This window comes from Streptomyces sp. NPDC017225 (assembly GCF_044331465.1).
In the GTDB taxonomy this organism is placed as follows: domain Bacteria; phylum Actinomycetota; class Actinomycetes; order Streptomycetales; family Streptomycetaceae; genus Streptomyces.
Genome location: NZ_JBIRNE010000001.1, coordinates 371,677 through 388,689, shown reverse-complemented (window position 1 = coordinate 388,689; position 17,013 = coordinate 371,677). Strand labels below are relative to the sequence as shown.

Genomic DNA, 17,013 nt, shown 5'->3' with positions numbered 1-17,013 from the left:
GTACGTGGGATCCGTGAACCACATGGTGCTACCGGGCGTCTACGCCCCTCAGGAGGACACCGCCCTGCTGGCCGGAGCGCTGTCCGACGAGTCGCTCCCACCGGGCGCGGCCGTGCTCGACGTGGGGACCGGCTCGGGCGCCCTCGCCCTGGCTGCGGCACGCCGGGGCGCGCGGGTGACCGCGGTGGACGTGTCGTGGCGCGCGGTGTGCGCGGCGCGGGTGAACGCCGCTCGGTGCGGGCTGCGGATCCGCGTCCGGCACGGCAACCTCTTCACACCCGTACGCGGTGAGTCGTTCGACCTCGTGCTGGCCAACCCGCCCTACGTACCGGCGCCGGGCGGTCGCCGCCGGCCGCGCGGCGCGGCGCGGGCCTGGGACGCGGGTCACGACGGGCGGCTGGTCCTGGACCGGATCTGCCGCGAGGTGCCCGCCCTGTTGCGGCCGGGCGGAGTGCTGCTGCTGGTGCAGTCGGCGCTCAGCGAACCCGAGCGGACCGTCGGGCATCTGCGCGCGGCCGGTCTGAAGGCGGCCGTGACCCGGCGGCAGCGGATCGCGTTCGGTCCCGTGGTGCGCGGCCGGGAGCGCTGGCTGCGGCAGCGCGGGCTGCTGTCACCGGCCGACGACGAGGAGGAGCTGGTGGTCGTCCGTGCCGAACTCCCCGTCTGAACCCCCGCGTCCCTCCGACCCGTGCGCCCCGCGCCGGATCAAGGTCCAGCGTCGGGGGCCACTGCTGGTGGAGGGCCCGGTGGAGGTGGAGCTGGAGGACGGGACGACGGTGTCGTCCGACCGTTTCCGGGTCGCCCTGTGCACCTGTCGCCGCAGCCGGCGCTACCCGTGGTGCGACACCAGCCACCGGGCCAGGTCGTCCGGCACCGGTGACGGTTCCGGGCCGGGGGCGAAGGGCTGACAGCCCGGTCCCCTTCTGTCTGGTGGCCCCCTGACTCCCGATGCTCCGGGGAGGACGGCGGACGGCCCCACTCCGTCCGCCGTCCCCGGTGCGGGACCTCGCGTTCCGTACGGCGGCGCTCGCACTCCCCAGTAGCGAGCCGCCGGTCACGCCGCACGGACCGGGCGGTCCCGGTCCTCAGAACGTGAAGACGCTCGCGCTGCCCGCGTTCTTCACGCACTCGTTGGCGAAGGTGCGTTCGTAGGAGACGTGCCGGCCCTGCCAGACACCGTCGACGGTGACGACGACGGGGGCGTACTCGCGGGTGCACAGCACCCCGGAGTCGGCCGTCAGGGCGTCGAAGTCGCCGCCCGTGCCGCGCAGTTCCGCGCAGGCCGACACGGCGTCGGGGTGGGTTCCAAAGGCCTTCGGGGCACAGGTCAGGGTGACCGCGCGTACCGGTGCGGCGGTGGCAGCGCTCTCTCCGTGCCCCATGGTCAGCACAAGGGCCGAGGGGGCGTAGAGCGACGCGGGGGCGGTGGCCGGGGAGGCGAGGGAGGTCCCGGCGAGGGGCCCGCAGACGGCGGTGGCCGTCAGGCCCAGAGTCGCTGCCCAGCGCGCGGTGTTCCGCATTGTGTGCATCCTTCCGCTCGATATGAGGGTGTCGCCGGACCGGCTCGGTCGGTGCCGGAACGGCGAGCGCGAGTCTGCCGAGTCCGTCGCCGAAACTCACCTCGACCCCATGGGTTTCGGTAACCTTGCGTATTGAATCAGTGGCGTGAAGTCACGAGATTCGAACGTTCCAAGTCCGGAACAGGGCGGTTCTTGATCGGTTATTGAGGCGTGAACTGGCCGAATGGCGCGATCCGCACGATCACCAATAGGCCTGAAACACTCCTGAAACAGGTGGTCTCCCCCTGCGTCTCCCCCGCTTCTCCGCTGCTCCCCCGACGGCAGGGCTCCGCATACCCGCGGGTATGGTGCTGGCGGCGCGAGCTCGACGACGAGAGGCGGGACCCGGGGATGGCGAAGCACTGGGCGGACTTCCAGTACGAGATCTACCTGAACGGGATGACGGGTGCCGTGCCGCGGCTGCCCACGGACCTGACCCGGCTGGAGGAGCTGACCGAGCGGCGCCTCGGCCCCGGCCCCGTCGGGTACGTCGCGGGCAGCGCCGGTGACGGCAGCACCGCGCGCGCCAACCGGGCGGCTCTCGACCGGCGCCGGATCGTGCCGCGCATGCTGCGGGACGTACACGAACGCGACCTCTCCCTCGAGGTGCTGGGCCGCTCCCTGCCCGCCCCGCTGGCGCTGGCACCGGTGGGCGTCCTGTCGATCATGCATCCGGACGCGGAGCCGGCCGTCGCCCGGGCCGCCGCCGCGCAGGGCGTGCCGTTCATCCTGTCCTCCGCCTCCAGCACGCCCATGGAGCAGGTCGCCGAGGCGATGGGCGACGCCGAGCGCTGGTTCCAGCTGTACTGGCCGAAGGACCGCGAGGTGGCCCGCAGCTTCCTGGACCGGGCGAGGGCGGCCGGGTACAGCGCGCTGTTCGTCACGCTGGACACGCCCCTGCTGTCCTGGCGCCCGCGCGACCTCGACCAGGCGTACCTGCCGTTCCTGCACGGGGTGGGGACCGCCAATTACTTCTCCGACCCGGCGTTCCGGGCCGGGCTGGCGAAACCGGTGCACGAGGATCCGAACGCGGCGGTGATGCACTTCGTCGGCATGTTCTCCGATCCCGCCAAGTCCTGGCCGGATCTGGCGTTCCTGCGGGAGAACTGGGACGGTCCGATCGTCCTCAAGGGCGTCCTGCACCCGGACGACGCCCGGCTCGCCGCCGACGCCGGGATGGACGGCGTGGTGGTCTCCAACCACGGTGGCCGTCAGGTGGCCGGTTCCGTCGCGGCGGCCGACGCCCTTCCGCGTGTGGTGGAGGCGGTCGGTGACCGGCTCACCGTGCTGTTCGACAGCGGTGTGCGCACCGGCGACGACGTATTCAAGGCGCTCGCGCTCGGAGCGCGGGCGGTGCTGCTCGGCCGCCCCTACGTCTACGGCCTGGGGCTCGACGGGCAGGCCGGCGTCGAGCACGTCATCCGCTGCCTGCTCGCCGAACTCGACCTCACCCTGGCCCTGTCGGGGCACTCCTCTCCGGCCACGCCCGGCCCCGCGGACCTCGTCCAGGACCCCGCCTGACCGAACCCGCCCGCCCCGCACCGGCCATCAGCCGGTCCCGTTCAGGTGCCCGGCAGCTCCACCCGCCGGGCGCCCGGGGTGTCGGTGCCGTCGACCGACAGGGAGCCCTCCGCCGTCGGTACCGGATCGGTCCGCCAACGACGGCCCTCGGAACCGTCACGCACCTTCACCACGATGTCGGCGTCCGTGGTGACGGTGGTGGCGGCGAGGGCGAGCTGTTTCTGCCAGCGCGGCACCAGCTCGCCCGGGCCGGTCAGGTCGTGGCGCACGTCGTCGCCCCGCTCGGTGCCCTCGTCGGCGCAGGTACCGAGGACGACGACTCCGGCGTCCGCCCGCGAGTCGAGACACAGCCCCGGGTCGGCGACACTGCGCCACAGCCCGTCGGCCTCGTGGGTCCACTGCTGGGTCCACGCCGCGGAGCACGCCGACAGCCGGGTGCCCGCGCCGGCTCTCGGCTCGCCCCGGACGTCGAGGCAGAGGTCCGCCGCGACGTTGCGCAGCCGGGTGCGGTCGGCCGCCGTGGGCAGCCCGGCCGCACCGGGCGGTCGGGGGCGGCTGGTCGCGGAGGCCACGCCGCCCTCCCCGACGGCGCTGGTGGAGGAGGCCGGGTCGGCGCCGCCGCCGTCGTACGACCACACGCTCACCACCAGTACGACCGCCATCACCGAGGCCGAGGCCGCGCCGAACTGCCGGAGCATCGACCGGCCGGGGCGCGGCGTGCCCGGGATCCGGCGCAGGGGCACGGGGATCCGGGCCAGCAGCCCGGGGCGGCCGCCCCGGTGCCGGGCGGCGCCCTTGGCGAGAGTGCCCGACGTCGCCCGCCCCGGACGGGAGTCGAGATAGCGCCGGGCACCCCAGCCGAGCACCGCTTCGGTGATCAGCGTGCCCAGCTCACGCTCGAAATGGCTCAGTTGCTCGGCGGCGTGACGGCAGTGCCGGCAGTCCACGAGGTGTTTTCGCACATCCGGCAGCAGCGCCCCGCCCCGGCGGATCGGGACGTCCAGGAGGCGGCTGTGGAAGCGGCAGTCCTGGGTGGGCGCCAACTGTCCATGGGCGTGCAGACAACCTTCGCGGAATTTCTCACGCGCTTGTTCGAGGGTGACCGACGCGGTGTCGGTATCCATGCCGAGCAGACCGGCCGGGACACTTATGGACTCTCCTTCGACTTCCGTGTGCCACAGCAAACAGCGGGCCGGTCCGGGGAGGGACGCGAATGCGCGCGCGGCCAGCGTGCGGTTTTCCGGAGTCAGGGACTTCGCCGCCCGCATACCACGCCCGCCGGCGGGTTTGAGCAGGTGCGGAAGGAGGCCGGATATCCCGTCGTCGGCGGACCACTGCCGGACCGTGTCCCGTACGGCCACCAGCAGTCGCGGACGCAGGGCGGTGGCGGGCTCGCCACGGGCCAGCCGGCCCAGGAGCCGGTGCCAGGCCGCGGCGGTCACCATGGCGGTCACCTGTGACGACGTGGCCAGGCAGATGGTGGCGTAGTCATGGGCCGGCTGCCAGTGGCGCGCCAGCAGGAGCGCGGCGGCCTGGGCGGCCTCGTCCGGGCCGCCCCTCAGCCGCGCGGCCAGGGACTCGTCGGACTCCCCGGGATCCCCGCCGGAGGGCGGGTACGCGGCTCGGGGAGGGTGGGGGGTGGACACTGAGATGTTTCCTTCCCACGCGCATGCTCAGAAGTTCCGGTCGCCGAAAAGGGAATCCTGATTGGTGTATACCTTTGGTGTATACCTTTTGGGCGCGGTGTGGGGAGCGTGAATTCGCCAAGGCGAAATCCGACCTGGTTCATCAAGGCGCGTGCGTGACCCGGCCTTTACCCCCCGCACGGGTGCTTCACTCTCGCACAAACCGCTCATGGTCAACAAGGCGACCGGGCGACCCCGACCCCATGTGAAAGTTGGTCAGAATCCGGGGCGACTCATGCGGCTCGCACCGGCTTTCGGCTTTCCGCACGCACTCCGTGTCCGTGCCCGTGTCCGTGTCCGTGTCCGTGTCCGTGTGGAACACGTGCACGCGCCGGCGCGCCGCGCACGGGGTCTCAGAGCTGCCAGGAACGCAGCCGGTCGGCCGCGCCGTAGACGTCGGCCCCGCCGGACATCAGGTCGCGCGCCAGGTCGACCAGCGCACCGTAGGGCGGGTCGATGCCGACGCCACTGGCGTACATGTAGGCGACGGCCGTCGCGCAGGCGAAGCGGGCGTTGGCGGCGGGCAGGGGCCTGAGCACGGCGAGGGTGTGCAGCAGGGCGGCGGCCCGCCAGGCCGGGTCGGAGTTCACGCCGAGGCGGGGCGGGTCGACGCGGTGCCGGGCGACGGCGGCGACCAGCGCGGAGAAGTCGTTGACGGTGGGCTGCTCCGGCAGCACCTCCTCGTGGCGCTGGAGCAGCCAGGGCACGTCGATGTGCAGGACCGGCGCCATGGGTCAGGCGGCCCGCCCCTCGCCCCGGACGGGCGGTGGCTCGTCGTCGGGAAAGGCGGCCGCGAACTCGTCGGCGTGGGTCGAGAAGAACCGGCGGAAGGCCTCCGCCCCCTCCTGCAACGCCCGGTGCCGGGCTATGTCGGCGGCGGCGGCGTCCCGCACGAGCGCCTTCATCGACGTACCGCGTTCCTTGGCGATCTGCCGCAGGTCCTCGAGCTCGCGGTCGCTGAACTCCACGTTCAGAGCTGGCATGCCTCCCACGGTACCGCGCGGGTACTGACCCGTAAATACCCGCAGGTCAGAGCAGCGTTAAGACGGTACCGCGGGAGGCGGGCAGGACGGTTGTGCGGGTCAGCCCTGGTCGGCCACGAACGAGGCCATCCGGGCCAGCGCGGCGTTCCAGTTGATGGTGTGCTCGTTGGTCGACCAGGACTGGATGTCGTCGATGAAACAGAACTGGGCGACGCAGCCCTGGAGTTTGCTCTGTGCGTAGGGGTCCTGGATGTTCGAGTTCGGCCCGCCGGACAGGGTGCCGTCGGGCGGGGCCGGCAGCGCCGGGTCGAGCTGCTTGGCGTACCAGCGGCTGTGCTGGTTGTGGGCGTTGACCTCGCCGTAGCCGGTGACGTACGACATGTTCAGCGCGTTGCGTCCCAGGATGTAGTCCATGCTCTGGAGCGCGCCGTCGCGGTACTTCGAGCCGCCGGTGATGTCGTAGGCGGTGGCGAGGACGACCGCGTTGTTCAGCATCTGGTGGCTGGAGCCCCAGTCGTAGACGTTGTCCTCGGGAGCGTAGGGCATGCCGTAGGGATGCGCCTTGAGCGTGGCCAGGTACCGGTCGGCGCCCTGGACGACGGAGCGGCGTACCTGGTCCCGGCCGGGGAGCCGGTTCGGCACGGTCGCGAGGTCCAGGCGGGCCGCCGCCGCGGTGCGTGCCCAGTCGAAGCCGAGGGGGCCGAAGATGTCGGCGGTGTGGACCGGGGAGTTCAGCACGTACTCCTTGAAGTCCCGCTCCCCCGTCGTCAGGTACAGCTCGGCCGCCGCCCAGTAGAACTCGTCGTCGACCTTGCTGTCCGGGTAGGCCCCGCCGCCGATGCCGTCGCTCTCGTCGGCGAGCACGTCCGGGTGGGCCAGGGCCGCGGCCCATGCCGTACGGGCCGCGTCGAGCGCCTTCGCGGCGAACTCCCGGTCGTAGGGACGGTAGAGGCGGGCCGCCTGGGCTGCCGTCGCCGCCAGGTTGAGGGTGGCCGCGGTGGTCGGCGGGTGCAGTTCACGCTTCTGCGGGTCGTCGCTGGGCAGCAGCGGCAGCCCGGTCCACGCCTCGTCGTGGATCTTGTGGTGGGCCATGCCGGCCAGCGGCTGCCCGTCCGGCACCTGCATCTTCAGCAGGAAGTCCAGCTCCCAGCGCACCTCGTCGAGGATGTCCGGCACCTTGTTCCCGCTCTCCGGGATGTCGAGCGTGCCGTCGCCGAGCTTCGAGGGCTCCCCGGTGCGGGCGTGCAGCGAGCGCTCGTAGGTGCTGAGCAGCTCCCAGGTGGAGATGCCGCCGTTGACGACGTACTTGCCGTGGTCGCCGGCGTCGTACCAGCCGCCGGAGACGTCGAGGGTGTAGTCGCAGACGCCGGGCTGGCAGGGCACCTCGGTGTCGCCCTGGTTGGGTGCCACGCCCACGTGTCCGGCCGGGCGGGCGTAGCCGGGACGCAGGTCGCCGCTGATCGGGGTGCCGCTGCGCTGTGTGTAGTAGTACTTCGCGGAGTCGGTGCGCAGCCGGTCGTAGGCGGCGGTGCCGATGTCGAACGGGCGGCTGGTCTCGCCGTCGGCGACCAGGGTGTAGCCCTCGCCGCGCTTCTTGTGGCGGCCGAAGTCGATCGAGTGGACGTTCTGCCCGGAGGAGGCGTCGACGCCGCGCGGCTTGCTCCAGCCGTGGGCGACGACCCGGCCGCCGTCGCTCTTCAGTTGCCAGGGCAGGCGCGAGGTCGCGTCGGTGACCAGCGTGGCGTTCTTCGGGCCGGACGGCAGGTAGCCGACCTGGTTGACCCGGACCCGCGGCCCGGTGTCCGGCACGTACGGCTCGGGTGCCACGCCGCCGAGCAGGGACACGTCGTCCACGCAGAACCGCCAGGCGTCGGGTGTGCCGCCGAGCTGGAAGCCGACCTGGCCCTGGGTGGTGTCGACGGGTGAGGTGAAGGTGTACGAGTAGGTGTTGCCGGAGACGCTCAGCTGCGGGCTGACCTCGTGGTAGGTGTCGTACGGGGACACCGACAGGCCCACGATCGCCCGGACCACGTGGTCGGCGGGCGTGCCGTTCGCGGTGAAGGAGAGCCTGTACGACTCCCCCGCGACCAGGGTGACGTCGTTCTGGCCGACGGCCGCGTCCCAGCGGTTGGTGGTGCCGCCGGGGGCGTCGGCGCACAGCCGGCCGTCGGACACGGCCGCGGTGACGTTGCCGCTCGCCCACCAGGAGTCGGTGCCGTTGTCGAAGGTGCCGTTCTTGACCTGCTCGGTCTCCTCTGCTCCGGCCGGGGCGGCGGGCAGCGCGGTGACGGCGGCCGCCAGCAGGGCGGTCAGGGAGACGAGGGCGGTTCTGCGTCGTGTCAGGCGTCTTGTCACGTGCGGACTCCTCGGGGGAGGCGGCGCTCTCTCCTATGGGAGCGCTCCCAAATGCGGTCGCAGGACATGCTTGTGGGAGACATGACATCCCGTCAACGGTCCGGACCGGACTGCTTCCCGCCCGGACCGCGCACGCGAGGCTCCCGCTCCTGCTCCGCTCCGGCTCCGGCTCGGCCGGGCTGCTCGTCGCGGAACCGACGGCGAACGCCGTGGCGCACGGGCGAGTGCCCGGACGGGGCATCGAGGTGCCGTTGCGGCTCGACGACGTCGACTCGTCGGGGTGAGCTCTCCCGAAACCCCTCCTGGGCCTGGGGTCGTGGCCGACCGGGACCGTCACGCCTTTCCGACGCGGCCCGGTTCACGCCTCGTCGTGCGCCGACCGTGCCAGATACGCGTGGTTGTCCTCGATGAGGTGGTCCAGCGCGTCCCTTGCGGCGGCGAGGCCGTCGATGACCCCCAGCAGCCGGGCCCGCTCGCGGCCCAAGATCTCCAGCGCCTGCCGCGCCCCGTCCTCGCTCGGCTCGGACATGCAGGGCACCATCTCGACGATGGTGCCGCTGGACATGCCCGCCGCAAGGAACGCCCGCACCAGGCGCACCCGCTGGACGTGCCCCTCCTCGTAGTGGCGCTGCCCGCTGGGCGAGCGGGAGCTGACGAGCAGGCCCTGCTCCTCGTAGTAGCGCAGCGACCGGCGACTGGCTCCCGTCCGGGCGGACAGTTCACCGATCCGCATGCCGAACCCCTCCCATGCTCCTGGCCTCACTTGACCCTGACATTGATGTGAGCTTTTAGGTTAACTCCATGCTGAAACTCATCTTCATGATCAACCGCGTCGAGGGAATGTCCTACGAGCGTTTCGTCGAGCACCACCGGGACCGGCACGCGCCACTGTTCACCTCCATCCCGGAGGCGGAGCGCTACGTGCGCAAGTACACCGTGTCCCACCCGGTCCCCGCCGAGAACTACCCGCCCCGGGCCTACGACGGCCTGACGGAGATCTGGTTCGAGGACTGGGAGGACCACGACGCCTTCTTCGCCTCCGACAACTACCGGACGCTGGTCAACCCCGACGAAGCACGCTTCATCGACATGGACTCGGTGGCCGTGATGGTCACCGACGAGAAGGAGGTCGTCTGACGGACCGCCGACTCGACGGGCGGATGCGGACTCGGGGCTCGCGGCCGGCCGCATACAGGTTGACGTCCGCGCCCGTCACACCGTTGACGTCCCGGGCCCACGGCGCATCAGTCAACGGCACGCCCGAGCCTACGATCCGAGTGCGGTGGCCCTGCGGCCACCGCACTTAGGGCGGCTGTCACCCACCACGTCCCTCAGCGCTCCCCGCGGTCAGCGCACCGGCTGGGCGGCGGGCGCCTCCAGCCGGCTGACGCGGACCGCTCCCTCCACCTCGTCGGGGTGGCGGCCGGTCAGCGTCAGGCGGACGCGGGAGCCGCGTACCGGGTCGAAGGTGATGACGGTGGGCGCGTCTGACTGGGCGGCCCAGTCGGTCCGCGCCCCCTTCGCCGCGCGCCAGGCGCGGCCGTCCCAGACGGCGACCTCGACCGTGGCGGGCAGGCTGTGGGTGGCGTCGACGGTGAAGGAGACCTCGATCCGGTCGTAGGTGCGCCGGCGTCCGTGGTCGACCGAGACCCAGTCCTCGGCGCGGGCCCCGTCGAAGGCGGGCAGCAGGGCGGTGGCCGCCTTGTGGAAACCGTTGGACCAGCCGGTCGCCGGGTCGCCGTCGAGCATGGCGGCGGGGAGCGTGTCGGGGCGGCCGGAGTAGCTCGCGTCCGCGTGCGGGAGGTCCGGGGGCGTCGGGTACTCGGGCCGGAACTCCGCGGCCGGTGTGGTGGCGCGGGACTCGGCGCGGCGGGCGCGCACGGTCGCCGTGCCCGTACGCAGCCCGTCCGCGCGGGCCGTCACCCGCACCGTGCCCGGCCGGGTGCCGGACCGCACGATGGCGAGGGCCTTGCCGTGGAAGGCGGTACGGGTACTGGCCTGGTAGCGCTCGGCGCTCTCCTGGCGGCCGTTGTCCACTCCGGCCAGGGAGCCGCCCGCGACGTCGAAGGAGATCAGGTGCTCGGCGCCGGGCACCACCACCCCGCGCCGGTCGACCACCTCGGCGGTCACGAAGACCAGGGAGCGGCCGTCCGCGGCGACGCTCTCCCGGTCCGGAGCGAGGCGCACGGCGTGCGGAGCCCCGGCGGTGCGCAGGACGTCGGTGGCCACCACCCTGCCGTCGCGCCGGGCGACCGCCTTGAGCTCGCCCGCCTCGAAGGGCACCTTCCAGGCCAGGTGGAGCTTGCCCGCGCTGCCGTTCGGGCTGGTGTAACTGCCGGGGTAGGGACCGTCGGTGAAGGTCTTGTCGTCGCCGGTGGCCTCGGTGGTCTCCAGGTAGGTGCGGCCGTCGACGGTCTTCTTGGTGTCGAACGTACGGATGCCGAGGGACCTGGCGTTCAGGTACAGCTCGACGGTGTCGACGTTCGCGTACGCCCAGACCTCGACCGTGTCGCCCTCGCGGTGGTTCCAGGTCGTCGGCAGCAGGTGGACCATCGGCTCGTCCGTCCACTGGCTCCGGAACAGGTGGTACATGTCCTTCGGGAAGCCGGCGGTGTCGACCGCGCCGAAGAAGGACGCCTTCACCGGGAAGACGTCGTACGGCGTCGGCTCGCCGATGTAGTCGATGCCGGACCACAGGAACTGGCCGGCGAACCACCTCCGGTCCCGGTCCTTCTTGTGACCGTACTCGCCGCTCATGGTCCACGAGGCGAGGTTGTTGTCGTAGGACGAGGTGGCGCGCTTGCCGGGCGTCTGGTTCTCGCCGGTGTTCAGGTGTTCCGGCTCCTGGTAGGTGCCCCGGGTGGAGGTCTCGGACGAGGACTCGGACTCGAAGAGGAACAGGTGCGGGTAGGCCGCGTGCAGGTCGTCCACCGACTTGGCGGTGTTGTAGTTGAGGCCGAGGCCGTCCAGCTTGGCCAGCATCAGGTCGGCCGCGGAGCCCCTGGCCGGCATCCGGCGGTACTTGTCGGAGCCGATGACCAGTGGGCGGGTGTCGTCGGCGGCGCGGATGGCGTCGATGATCCGGTCGGCCATGGCGAGTCCGGCGGTGGAGGTGGAGTCGGGGACCTCGTTGCCGATGGACCACATGACCACGGCGGGCGAGTTGCGTGCCGCGAGCACCATCTCGGTGGCGTCCCGCTCGCCCCACTCGTCGAAGAACCGGCCGTAGTCGTGACTGTTCTTGCCGGTGCGCCAGCAGTCGAAGGCCTCCACCAGCATCACGATGCCCATCTCCTCGCAGACCTCGATCATCTCGGGCGCGGGCGGGTTGTGGGAGGTGCGGAAGGCGTTGACGCCCATCGACCGCATGATGGTCATCTGGCGGCGGATCGCGTCGATGCTGACGGCGGCGCCGAGCGCGCCGAGGTCGTGGTGCAGGTCGACGCCCTTGATCTTGGCGTACCGGCCGTTGAGGTGGAAGCCCTTCTCGGGGTCGACGTGGAAGGTCCGGATGCCGAACGGGGTGCGGTAGGTGTCGACGGTCCGGCCGCCGACGCGCAGTTCGGTGTGCAGGGTGTAGCGGTGCGGGGTCGCGAAGTCCCACATCCGGGGGCGGGGGACGGTGAGTTCGTGGATCTCGCTCGCCTCGTCGGTCACGCCGGCCATGGAGGCGGCGCGGGCCACGGTGCGTCCGTCGGCGTCCTTGACCGTCGACCGGATCTCGACCTCGCGCGCGGTGCCCGAAGCGTTCACGACCGAGGTCTCCACGCGGACGACGGCGCGCTCCTCGCTGACCCGCGGGGTGGTGACGTACGTACCCCAGCGCCGCACGTGCACCGGTTCGGTGACGACGATGCGGGCCTCGCGGTAGATCCCGCTGCCGGAGTACCAGCGGCTGCTCGGCAGCCGGTTGCGCACCTGGACCGCGAGGATGTTCTCGGTGCGGCCGTCGGTGTGCACCAGGTCGGTGAGGTCGAGGGCGAAGCCCGTGTAGCCGTACGGATGGCGGCCGGCCTCCCGGCCGTTGCAGTGGACGCGGGCGTCCATGTAGACACCGTCGAACTCGACCGAGATCCGCTTGCCGGCGAGGGCGGGCGGCAGGGTGAAGGCGAGGCGGTACCAGCCGAGTCCGCCCGGCAGGAAGCCGGTGCCGCTGGTGGTGCCGTGCTCCGTGGTGGGCGTCTGCTCGATGCTCCAGTCGTGCGGGACGGCGACCTCGCGCCACGCCGAGTCGTCGTACGCGGGGTCGGCGGCGTCGGTGGGGTCCTCGGCCGCTCCGTCCGGGTCGACCAGCCAAAACCGCCAGCCGTCGCGCAGGGCGACGGTGCCGCGGCCCGCACCGATCCCCGTGGCGTCCGCGGCCCACGCCGACGAGGCACCGCCCAGCACCGCCCCGGCCGCCGGCGTGGCGGCGGTGGCGATCAGAACCGATCTGCGCGTGACCGTCATGACGGATCTCCCTCATCAAGCTCATCAAGGCTCAGAAGTACTCACAACTGATCGTGAACAAACAGATTCTGACGCTGTGCCACACGCGGCCGTCAAGAGCACGGAAAGCACTTTCTGCCCCGGGCGGCCCGGCCGTTCGGTGTCCCGTGCGTCGGCGGCACGGTCACGGGCCCGGTGGTTCGGGTCCGCGCGCCGCCCGGACGCACTAGGCTGGGGGCAGGTGACGCGCTGTTCACTGTGGGTGTGCGCAATGGAGTGGCGACGATGAGTCCGGTCAACCCGTTCGACGATGCCGCCACGGCCCGCGCAGTCGTCGACGACTCCGGCACCCTGCGGGAGTGGAACGAGGGCGCCCGACTGCTGCTGGGCCACCCCGCCGCCGACGTCGTGGGGCGCCCCGCCGCGAGGCTGCTGGCCGACGGCGGCGACGGCGCCCGACCCGGGCCCGGCGACGACCGGTGGAGCGGCACCCTGGCGCTGCGGCACCGCGAGGGTCACACCGTGTCCGTGTGGGTGCTCGCCCACCACAGACCGTCGCGGGACGGCCGCCCGGGCACGTGGCTGGCCGTCGCCCCGCCGGGTCCCGGCACCGACCGTGCGGACGATCCACTGGTCAGGGCGGCCCTCACCCAGTCCCCCTGCGCCACCATGATCTTCGACGACCGGCTCCGGCTGCGCGGCGTCAACGACGTCATGGCGCGGCTCCTCGGTCTCCCGGCGGACCGCGTCCGCGGCCTGCGGCCCACCGACCTGGGCAGCAAGCCGCAGAACACGGAGTTGGAGCGGCACATGCGGCAGGTGCTCGCCACCGGCCGTCACTACGACATGCACACCCACCTCAAGGCCACCGGCGAGAGCCGCGCCCACGCGTGGCACGCCCGCATCGCGCCCCTCACCGGCGCCGACGGGCAGGTGAGCGGCGTCTGCGTGAGCGCCCACGACTTCACGGAGCAGCACCTCGCCCGGGAGCGGCTGCAACTGGTCAACGAGGCCAGCGTGCGCATCGGCACCACCCTCGACGTCACCCGCACGGCCCAGGAGCTGGCGGACGTGTGCGTCCCCACGCTCGCCGACTTCGTGAGCGTCGACCTGCTGGATTCGCAGGAACACGGCGACGAGCCCTCCGCCGCGCCGGCCCCACCGGTGGGTCTGCGCCGCGCGGCCCACCAGTCGGTCAACCCGGGCTGCCCGGAGGCGGTGGCCGAGCCCGGCCGACTGGACGTCTACCCGGCCGGCTCGCCCCAGGCCGAGTGTCTGGTCGCCGGGCGCGCGATCGTGGCCGCGGTGCCCAGCGGCGACCTGGAACGGTGGCGGGAGTGGGACCCCGTGCGCGTGCGGCGGGTGGAGGAGTACGGCATCCACTCCACGATGTCCGTGCCGCTCCAGGCCCGCGGTACGACGCTCGGCGTCGCGGTCTTCACCCGGTTCCGGCGGCCGTACCCCTTCACGGACGACGACCGGCTGCTGGCCGAGGAGGTCACCGCCCGTGCCGCCGTCTGCATCGACAACGCCCGCCGCTACTCCCGCGAGCGCGAGACGACACTGACCCTGCAGCGCAGCCTGCTCCCCCGGTGGCTGCCGCCCACCGCCGCGGTGGAGGCGGCCTCGCGCTACCTCCCGGCGGCCCGCTCCGGGGTCGGGGGCGACTGGTTCGACGTCATCCCGCTGTCCGGGATGCGGGTCGCCATGGTCGTCGGGGACGTCGTCGGCCACGGCATCCAGGCCTCGGCCACCATGGGCCGGCTGCGCACCGCCGTCCGCACCCTCGCCGACATCGACCTGACGCCCGACGAACTGCTCACCCACCTCGACGACCTGGTCGTCCGGCTGTCCGAGGAGTCCGGCGACGACGGCGCGGGCGAGGTCGGCGCCACCTGTGTGTACGCCGTGTACGACCCGGTGTCGCGGCGCTGCTCCCTGGCCCGGGCCGGACATCCGTCGCCCGTCCTGGTCCCGCCCGACGGTCCGCCCCAGCAGCTCGGGCTGCCCTCGGGGCCGCCGCTGGGCGTGGGCGGGCTGCCGTTCGAGTCCGCCGAGCTGGAGCTGCGCGAGGGCAGCGTGCTGGCGTTCTACACCGACGGGCTGGTCGAGAGCCGGGACCGGGAGGCCGACGCCGGTCAGACACTGCTGCGCGAGGCCCTGACGGCCTGTGCCGACTCCCTGGACACGACCTGCGACCGGGTGCTGCGCGCCCTGCTCCCGCCGGACGGCGGCGCCACCGACGACGCGGCCCTGCTGCTGGCCCGCACCCGGGGGCTCCCCGCCGGCCAGGTCGCCACCTGGGACATCCCGGCCGATCCGTCACTGGTCGCCCCCGTCCGCAAACAGGTCGTCGAACAGCTGTCCGCCTGGGCTCTGATGGAGGCGTCCTTCACCGCCGAGCTGGTGGTGAGCGAGCTGGTCACCAACGCCATCCGGTACGGCTCCTCACCCATCCGGCTGCGGCTGATCCACGATATGGCCACGCTGATCTGCGAGGTCTCCGACACCAGCCACACCGCGCCGCATCTGCGCCGGGCCAAGACCTGGGACGAGGGCGGCCGCGGTCTGCTGCTGGTGGCCCAGCTCACCCAGCGCTGGGGCAGCAGGCACACGACCGAGGGCAAGACGATCTGGGCGGAACTGGGGCTGCTCGACGCGGAGTGAGCCCCCGTCTTCCGCAGTGCGCCCCCACGCCCCTCGTTTCCCGGTCCACCCGGCGGGACACTCGAAGGCACAGGACGTACGGCACGGCCGCCACACGGCCACACGCGGCGGGCCGTACGCCGGAAGCTGACGGGAGTGTGGAGAAGCGATGGCGAACACGTCCCAGCCCGTACGCCGTACGGCCCGGCTCGCGAGCGCGGTCGCGCTGCTCGGCCTGGTGGGCGCCTGCGGCAGCGAGAGCAGCACGTCGAGCGCCCCACAACCCACCAAGGCCCCTCGTTCGACCAGTGCGGCCACCGGTGCGGCCACCGCGCCCGGTGACACCGCCGGATCGGCCTCCGCCTCCGCCCGTACCGACGGCCGCTGCCACACCTCCGAACTGCGCGCGGCCGTCGGCCGCGTCGACCCGGGGGCCGGGCAGCGGAACTTCCCCGTAGTCCTGACCAACACCTCCGACCGCACCTGCACCCTGTACGGCTATCCGGGCGCCGCCTTCGTGGACGCGTCCGGCGAGCAGCTGGGCCCCGACCCCGAGCGCGCGCCCGCCTCCCCCGAGACACTCAGGCTGGCACCGGGGCAGAGCGCGTGGGCGGGGCTGTCGTTCTCCAGCCCGCAGATCAGTGGCGCCCGTACCGCCACTCCGGCGGCGCTGCTCGTCACCCCGCCGGACGAACACGACCCGCTCAAGGTGAAGTGGACGGCCGGTGAGGTCCCGGTGGGCGGCGGCGAGTCGTCGGTGTCCGTCACCGCCCTGGACGCCGGAACGGGGCCGTGAGGCACACGCCGGCACGGGCCCCGAGGCGTCGTGGCCGCGATCCGCGCGGTCAGTGCCCGGCGATCGGATGCGGCGCGTAGGGCCGCTCCAGCTCCTCGATCTCCTTCTCGCCGAGCGTCAGTTCGACCGCCGCCACGGCGTCCTCGATGTGCCGCGGCTTCGACGCCCCGATGATCGGCGCGGTCACCGTGTCCTGGTGCAGCAGCCAGGCGAGGGCCACCTGGGCGCGCGGGACGCCACGGTCACCGGCGATGCGGGTGACGGCTTCGACCACGGCACGGTCACCGTCCTGGTAGAGCGTGCTGCCGAAGTCGTCGGTAGCACTGCGCTCGGTGGCGGTGTCCCAGTCCCGGGTGAGGCGGCCCCGGGCGAGCGGGCTCCAGGGCAGCACACCGACGCCCTGGTCCGCGCAGAGGGGGAGCATCTCGCGCTCCTCCTCGCGGTAGACGAGGTTGTAGTGGTTCTGCATGGACACGAACTTCGTCCAGCCCTGCCGTTCGGCGGTGTACTGGGCCTTGGAGAACTGCCAGGCGTACATCGAACTGGCCCCGATGTAACGGACCTTGCCCGCCTTCACCAGGTCGTGCAGGGCCTCCATCGTCTCCTCGACGGGCGTGTGCGGGTCGTAGCGGTGGATCTGGTAGAGGTCGACGTAGTCGGTGCCCAGGCGCCGCAGGCTGTGGTCGATCTCGGTCATGATCGCCTTGCGGGACAGTCCGCCGCCGTTGGGTCCGGGCCGCATCCTGCCGTGCACCTTGGTCGCGAGCACGATGTCGTCCCGGTTGGCGAAGTCGCCGAGCGCCTTGCCCACGATCTCCTCGCTGGTGCCGTCGGAGTAGACGTTGGCCGTGTCGAAGAAGGTGATACCGGCTTCCAGCGCCTGCCGGATCAGCGGCCGCGAGGCCTCCTCGTCGAGGGTCCACTCGTGCGTGCCCCGGCCGGGAACGCCGTAGGTCATGCAGCCCAGGCAGATCCGTGACACGTCCAGGCCCGTCGAACCGAGCTTCACGTACCGCATCGTTGCTGCTCCTGTCTTCGGG

14 protein-coding genes are annotated in these 17,013 nt (G+C 72.3%); 6 read left to right on the top strand and 8 right to left on the bottom strand.

Features of this window, described 5'->3' with window-relative positions; genetic code table 11:
- Nucleotides 1–22 precede the first annotated feature (22 nt).
- A complete protein-coding gene (locus ACH4NX_RS01635) occupies nt 23–667 on the top strand; it encodes a HemK2/MTQ2 family protein methyltransferase (protein WP_351400307.1) in 645 nt (214 codons plus the stop codon).
- The gene (locus tag ACH4NX_RS01630) at nt 648–908 is read left to right on the top strand and encodes a CDGSH iron-sulfur domain-containing protein (RefSeq protein WP_351400274.1); all 261 of its coding nucleotides are present in this window, start codon (nt 648–650) and stop codon (nt 906–908) included. The genes ACH4NX_RS01635 and ACH4NX_RS01630 overlap by 20 nt, the downstream gene beginning before the upstream one ends.
- A 177-nt stretch (nt 909–1,085) precedes the next feature.
- Here ACH4NX_RS01630 and ACH4NX_RS01625 read toward each other — a convergent pair whose 3' ends face one another.
- Entirely contained in the window at nt 1,086–1,520 is a 435-nt protein-coding gene (locus ACH4NX_RS01625) for a protease inhibitor (RefSeq protein WP_398127324.1), read from the bottom strand.
- Nucleotides 1,521–1,910: 390 nt separating this feature from the next.
- On the opposite strand from ACH4NX_RS01625, the gene ACH4NX_RS01620 reads away from it, so the two are divergent.
- Complete coding sequence (locus tag ACH4NX_RS01620; protein WP_398127323.1) at nt 1,911–3,080, top strand: lactate 2-monooxygenase; 1,170 nt, start codon at nt 1,911–1,913, stop codon at nt 3,078–3,080.
- A 41-nt stretch (nt 3,081–3,121) separates the two neighbouring features.
- On the opposite strand, the gene ACH4NX_RS01615 is transcribed toward ACH4NX_RS01620, so the two are convergent.
- The 5 genes from ACH4NX_RS01615 to ACH4NX_RS01595 form a co-directional block, all read right to left on the bottom strand.
- Nucleotides 3,122–4,726: an RICIN domain-containing protein gene (locus tag ACH4NX_RS01615; protein WP_398127322.1), complete on the bottom strand. Its 1,605-nt coding sequence runs from the start codon at nt 4,724–4,726 to the stop codon at nt 3,122–3,124.
- Nucleotides 4,727–5,118: 392 nt separating this feature from the next.
- Complete coding sequence (locus tag ACH4NX_RS01610) at nt 5,119–5,496, bottom strand: toxin Doc (protein ID WP_279565345.1); 378 nt, start codon at nt 5,494–5,496, stop codon at nt 5,119–5,121.
- A 3-nt stretch (nt 5,497–5,499) separates the two neighbouring features.
- Nucleotides 5,500–5,748 (bottom strand): hypothetical protein, encoded by a 249-nt coding sequence (locus ACH4NX_RS01605; protein WP_351400270.1) that lies wholly within the window; start codon nt 5,746–5,748, stop codon nt 5,500–5,502.
- A gap of 99 nt (nt 5,749–5,847) precedes the next feature.
- Nucleotides 5,848–8,091, bottom strand: a complete 2,244-nt coding sequence (locus ACH4NX_RS01600) for a glycoside hydrolase family 9 protein (RefSeq protein ID WP_398127499.1) — start codon at nt 8,089–8,091, stop codon at nt 5,848–5,850.
- Nucleotides 8,092–8,461: 370 nt separating this feature from the next.
- Nucleotides 8,462–8,836, bottom strand: coding sequence for a MerR family transcriptional regulator (locus ACH4NX_RS01595; RefSeq protein ID WP_351400269.1), 375 nt, complete (start codon nt 8,834–8,836; stop codon nt 8,462–8,464).
- Nucleotides 8,837–8,904: 68 nt separating this feature from the next.
- Here ACH4NX_RS01595 and ACH4NX_RS01590 point away from each other — a divergent pair, with 68 nt between their 5' ends.
- Nucleotides 8,905–9,240, top strand: a complete 336-nt coding sequence (locus ACH4NX_RS01590; RefSeq protein WP_351400268.1) for an EthD domain-containing protein — start codon at nt 8,905–8,907, stop codon at nt 9,238–9,240.
- Nucleotides 9,241–9,450: 210 nt separating this feature from the next.
- Here ACH4NX_RS01590 and ACH4NX_RS01585 read toward each other — a convergent pair whose 3' ends face one another.
- Nucleotides 9,451–12,552 (bottom strand): glycoside hydrolase family 2 TIM barrel-domain containing protein, encoded by a 3,102-nt coding sequence (locus ACH4NX_RS01585; RefSeq protein ID WP_398127321.1) that lies wholly within the window; start codon nt 12,550–12,552, stop codon nt 9,451–9,453.
- A 264-nt stretch (nt 12,553–12,816) separates the two neighbouring features.
- On the opposite strand from ACH4NX_RS01585, the gene ACH4NX_RS01580 reads away from it, so the two are divergent.
- Together ACH4NX_RS01580 and ACH4NX_RS01575 are read left to right on the top strand one after the other, a co-directional pair.
- Nucleotides 12,817–15,198 (top strand): SpoIIE family protein phosphatase, encoded by a 2,382-nt coding sequence (locus ACH4NX_RS01580; protein WP_398127320.1) that lies wholly within the window; start codon nt 12,817–12,819, stop codon nt 15,196–15,198.
- A gap of 148 nt (nt 15,199–15,346) precedes the next feature.
- Nucleotides 15,347–15,973 carry a DUF4232 domain-containing protein gene (locus tag ACH4NX_RS01575; protein WP_398127319.1) on the top strand — a complete coding sequence of 209 codons (627 nt, stop codon included), beginning with the start codon at nt 15,347–15,349 and terminating at the stop codon, nt 15,971–15,973.
- Between the two features lie 49 nt (nt 15,974–16,022).
- On the opposite strand, the gene ACH4NX_RS01570 is transcribed toward ACH4NX_RS01575, so the two are convergent.
- Nucleotides 16,023–16,991 (bottom strand): aldo/keto reductase, encoded by a 969-nt coding sequence (locus tag ACH4NX_RS01570; protein ID WP_398127318.1) that lies wholly within the window; start codon nt 16,989–16,991, stop codon nt 16,023–16,025.
- Nucleotides 16,992–17,013: the final 22 nt, after the last annotated feature.